The organism is Nocardia beijingensis NBRC 16342 (genome assembly GCF_001612785.1).
Taxonomy (GTDB): Bacteria; Actinomycetota; Actinomycetes; order Mycobacteriales; family Mycobacteriaceae; genus Nocardia; species Nocardia beijingensis.
Map to the genome: position 1 here is coordinate 1 of NZ_BDBC01000022.1, position 5,237 is coordinate 5,237.

At 57.3% G+C, this 5,237-nt stretch carries 3 rRNA genes; all 3 read left to right on the plus strand.

The annotated features are described in order from the left end of the window. Positions 1–6 precede the first annotated feature (6 nt). The 3 genes from NB3_RS15650 (at position 7) to rrf (ending at position 5,232) form a co-directional block, all read left to right on the plus strand. Positions 7–1,525 (plus strand): 16S ribosomal RNA (locus NB3_RS15650). Between the two features lie 335 nt (positions 1,526–1,860). Then, positions 1,861–4,972 (plus strand): 23S ribosomal RNA (locus tag NB3_RS15655). A gap of 143 nt (positions 4,973–5,115) precedes the next feature. After that, a 5S ribosomal RNA gene (gene rrf / locus NB3_RS15660) occupies positions 5,116–5,232 on the plus strand. Together the 16S, 23S and 5S rRNA genes form the textbook arrangement of a ribosomal RNA operon. Positions 5,233–5,237 lie beyond the last annotated feature (5 nt).

Genomic DNA, 5,237 nt, shown 5'->3' on the forward strand with positions numbered 1-5,237 from the left:
GAGTCTTCAACGGAGAGTTTGATCCTGGCTCAGGACGAACGCTGGCGGCGTGCTTAACACATGCAAGTCGAGCGGTAAGGCCCTTCGGGGTACACGAGCGGCGAACGGGTGAGTAACACGTGGGTGATCTGCCTCGCACTTCGGGATAAGCCTGGGAAACTGGGTCTAATACCGGATATGACTTCTGGTCGCATGGCTGGGGGTGGAAAGATTTATCGGTGCGAGATGGGCCCGCGGCCTATCAGCTTGTTGGTGGGGTAATGGCCTACCAAGGCGACGACGGGTAGCCGGCCTGAGAGGGCGACCGGCCACACTGGGACTGAGACACGGCCCAGACTCCTACGGGAGGCAGCAGTGGGGAATATTGCACAATGGGCGAAAGCCTGATGCAGCGACGCCGCGTGAGGGATGACGGCCTTCGGGTTGTAAACCTCTTTCGACAGGGACGAAGCGCAAGTGACGGTACCTGTAGAAGAAGCACCGGCCAACTACGTGCCAGCAGCCGCGGTAATACGTAGGGTGCGAGCGTTGTCCGGAATTACTGGGCGTAAAGAGCTTGTAGGCGGTTTGTCGCGTCGTCTGTGAAAACTCACAGCTCAACTGTGAGCTTGCAGGCGATACGGGCAGACTTGAGTACTGCAGGGGAGACTGGAATTCCTGGTGTAGCGGTGAAATGCGCAGATATCAGGAGGAACACCGGTGGCGAAGGCGGGTCTCTGGGCAGTAACTGACGCTGAGAAGCGAAAGCGTGGGTAGCGAACAGGATTAGATACCCTGGTAGTCCACGCCGTAAACGGTGGGCGCTAGGTGTGGGTTTCCTTCCACGGGATCCGTGCCGTAGCTAACGCATTAAGCGCCCCGCCTGGGGAGTACGGCCGCAAGGCTAAAACTCAAAGGAATTGACGGGGGCCCGCACAAGCGGCGGAGCATGTGGATTAATTCGATGCAACGCGAAGAACCTTACCTGGGTTTGACATACACCGGAAACCTGCAGAGATGTAGGCCCCCTTGTGGTCGGTGTACAGGTGGTGCATGGCTGTCGTCAGCTCGTGTCGTGAGATGTTGGGTTAAGTCCCGCAACGAGCGCAACCCTTGTCCTGTGTTGCCAGCGGATTATGCCGGGGACTCGCAGGAGACTGCCGGGGTCAACTCGGAGGAAGGTGGGGACGACGTCAAGTCATCATGCCCCTTATGTCCAGGGCTTCACACATGCTACAATGGCCGGTACAGAGGGCTGCGATACCGTGAGGTGGAGCGAATCCCTTAAAGCCGGTCTCAGTTCGGATCGGGGTCTGCAACTCGACCCCGTGAAGTTGGAGTCGCTAGTAATCGCAGATCAGCAACGCTGCGGTGAATACGTTCCCGGGCCTTGTACACACCGCCCGTCACGTCATGAAAGTCGGTAACACCCGAAGCCGGTGGCCTAACCCCTTGTGGGAGGGAGCCGTCGAAGGTGGGATCGGCGATTGGGACGAAGTCGTAACAAGGTAGCCGTACCGGAAGGTGCGGCTGGATCACCTCCTTTCTAAGGAGCATTCTCCAGTCGATGTCCCGAACAGTCGGGATCGTCGCTGGCAGAGCCGTTCATGTCCTCGAATGTGGGACTGCGGAGCTCATGGGTGGAACGCTGACAACCTCTTCCGCGATCGGTTGGTCTTCGATGACCGGCTGGCGGTTGATATATCGACACACTGTTGGGTCCTGAAAGAACAGACGTTCTTTCCAGGCAAAAGATACGATCCGGGAGTTTCTCCGGTCATACCGGTCTCGGCCCTCTTGGGGGTTGGGGTGCTGGTGTCGGGACAGGATTCTTTCGGGTGTGTTGTTTGAGAACTGCACAGTGGACGCGAGCATCTTTGTTTGTAAGTGTTGAAGAGCGTTCGGTGGATGCCTTGGCACCAGGAGCCGATGAAGGACGTAGGAGGCTGCGATAAGCCTCGGGGAGCTGTCAACCGAGCTGAGATCCGAGGATTTCCGAATGGGGAAACCCGGCACGAGTGATGTCGTGTCACCCTCCGTTGAATATATAGGCGGTGGGGAGGGAACGTGGGGAAGTGAAACATCTCAGTACCCACAGGAAGAGAAAACAATTGTGATTCCGTGAGTAGTGGCGAGCGAAAGCGGATGAGGCTAAACCATGCGTGTGTGATAGCCGGCAGGTGTTGCACGTGTGGGGTAGTGGGGCCTACTTTCCTATCACTGCCGTGGTGGGCAACAGTCAGAAAAGTGCGTGTTAGTCGAAGTGGTCTGGAACGGCCTGTCGTAGAGGGTGAGAGTCCCGTAGACGAAAATGCGTGCTCTGTTGTAGTGGGTGCCCGAGTAGCAGCGGGCCCGTGAAATCTGCTGTGAATCTGCCGGGACCACCCGGTAAGCCTGAATACTCCCTGGTGACCGATAGCGGACTAGTACCGTGAGGGAAAGGTGAAAAGTACCCCGGGAGGGGAGTGAAATAGTACCTGAAACCGGACGCTTACAATCCGTCAGAGCCTTCCTTTTGGTGGGGTGATGGCGTGCCTTTTGAAGAATGAGCCTGCGAGTCATCGGTGTGTGGCGAGGTTAACCCGTGTGGGGTAGCCGTAGCGAAAGCGAGTCCGAATAGGGCGTTTTGAGTCGCATGTCATGGACCCGAAGCGGAGTGATCTACCCATGGCCAGGGTGAAGCGACGGTAAGACGTCGTGGAGGCCCGAACCCACTTAGGTTGAAAACTGAGGGGATGAGCTGTGGGTAGGGGTGAAAGGCCAATCAAACTCCGTGATAGCTGGTTCTCCCCGAAATGCATTTAGGTGCAGCGTCACGTGTTTCACGCCGGAGGTAGAGCTACTGGATGGCCTAGGGGGCCTACAAGCTTACCGAAGTCAGCCAAACTCCGAATGCCGGTGTGTGAGAGCGTGGCAGTGAGACTGCGGGGGATAAGCTTCGTAGTCGAGAGGGAAACAGCCCAGATCGCCGGCTAAGGCCCCTAAGCGTGTACTAAGTGGAAAAGGATGTGGGGTCGCGAAGACAACCAGGAGGTTGGCTTAGAAGCAGCCACCCTTGAAAGAGTGCGTAATAGCTCACTGGTCAAGTGATCCTGCGCCGACAATGTAGCGGGGCTCAAGTACACCGCCGAAGCCGCGGCACTCCAACATGCGCCTGCTTTCGAGCCAGGTGTTGGGGTGGGTAGGGGAGCGTCGTGCAGCCGTGGAAGCAGCGGGGTGACCCAGTTGTGGAGGCTGTGCGAGTGAGAATGCAGGCATGAGTAGCGAAAGACGAGTGAGAAACTCGTCCGCCGAATGACCAAGGGTTCCTGGGCCAGGTTAATCCGCCCAGGGTGAGTCGGGACCTAAGGCGAGGCCGACAGGCGTAGTCGATGGACAACGGGTTGATATTCCCGTACCCGTGTATCCGCGCCCAATGGCGAATCAGTGGTGCTAAGTGCCCAAATGTGGATGGACTTCCTTCGGGAAGCTTGAAGCGGCTGCGCACGACCCCTGCTGTAGTAGTCAAGCGATGGGGTGACGCAGGAAGGTAGCTGGGCCAGGTGGTGGATTACCTGGTGTAAGCCGGTAGGGCGTGACATAGGCAAATCCGTGTCACACAAGCCTGAGAGGTGATGCGTAGCCGATTGAGGCGAATTCAGTGATCCTATGCTGCCGAGAAAAGCCTCTAGTGAGTTGGTACACGGCCCGTACCCCAAACCGACACAGGTGGTCAGGTAGAGAATACCGAGGCGATCGAGAGAACTGTGGTTAAGGAACTCGGCAAAATGCCCCCGTAACTTCGGGAGAAGGGGGACCACGTCTGGTGACGGGACTTTGCTTCCTGAGCTGGGTGTGGTCGCAGAGACCAGAGAGAAGCGACTGTTTACTAAAAACACAGGTCCGTGCGAAGTCGTAAGACGATGTATACGGACTGACGCCTGCCCGGTGCCGGAAGGTTAAGAGGACCGGTTAGCGCCTTCGGGTGCGAAGCTGAGAATTTAAGCCCCGGTAAACGGCGGTGGTAACTATAACCATCCTAAGGTAGCGAAATTCCTTGTCGGGTAAGTTCCGACCTGCACGAATGGCGTAACGACTTCTCTGCTGTCTCAACCACAGACTCGGCGAAATTGCATTACGAGTAAAGATGCTCGTTACGCGCGGCAGGACGAAAAGACCCCGGGACCTTCACTATAGCTTGGTATTGGTGTTCGGTACGGTTTGTGTAGGATAGGTGGGAGACTGTGAAGCGGGCACGCCAGTGTTCGTGGAGTCGTCGTTGAAATACCACTCTGGTCGTATTGGACTTCTAACCTCGGACCCTGATCGGGTTCAGGGACAGTGCCTGGTGGGTAGTTTAACTGGGGCGGTTGCCTCCCAAAATGTAACGGAGGCGCCCAAAGGTTCCCTCAGCCTGGTTGGCAATCAGGTGTCGAGTGCAAGTGCACAAGGGAGCTTGACTGTGAGACTGACGGGTCGAGCAGGGACGAAAGTCGGGACTAGTGATCCGGCACCGGCATGTGGAAGCGGTGTCGCTCAACGGATAAAAGGTACCCCGGGGATAACAGGCTGATCTTCCCCAAGAGTCCATATCGACGGGATGGTTTGGCACCTCGATGTCGGCTCGTCGCATCCTGGGGCTGGAGTAGGTCCCAAGGGTTGGGCTGTTCGCCCATTAAAGCGGCACGCGAGCTGGGTTTAGAACGTCGTGAGACAGTTCGGTCTCTATCCGCCGCGCGCGTCAGAAACTTGAGGAAGGCTGTCCCTAGTACGAGAGGACCGGGACGGACGAACCTCTGGTGTGCCAGTTGTCCTGCCAAGGGCACTGCTGGTTGGCTACGTTCGGAAGGGATAACCGCTGAAAGCATCTAAGCGGGAAGCCTGTTCCAAGATGAGGTTTCTCACCACCTCGAGTGGTTAAGGCCCCCTATAGACCATGGGGTTGATAGGCCGGAACTGGAAGCACGGTAACGTGTGGAGGTGACCGGTACTAATCGGCCGAGGACTTACCAACAAAGGTTGCTACGCGTCCACTGTGCGGTATCTGAAACAACACACAGATACCCGGAACACACTTCGCTCCCATCACTTCGGTGTGGAGGGGCGTGCCCGAAAAGGGCGGGGAGTGTGGGAGGGGTGTGGATAGTTTCATAGAGTTACGGCGGTCATAGCGGTGGGGAAACGCCCGGTCCCATTCCGAACCCGGAAGCTAAGCCTGCCAGCGCCGATGGTACTGCACTCGACAGGGTGTGGGAGAGTAGGACACCGCCGGAACATCC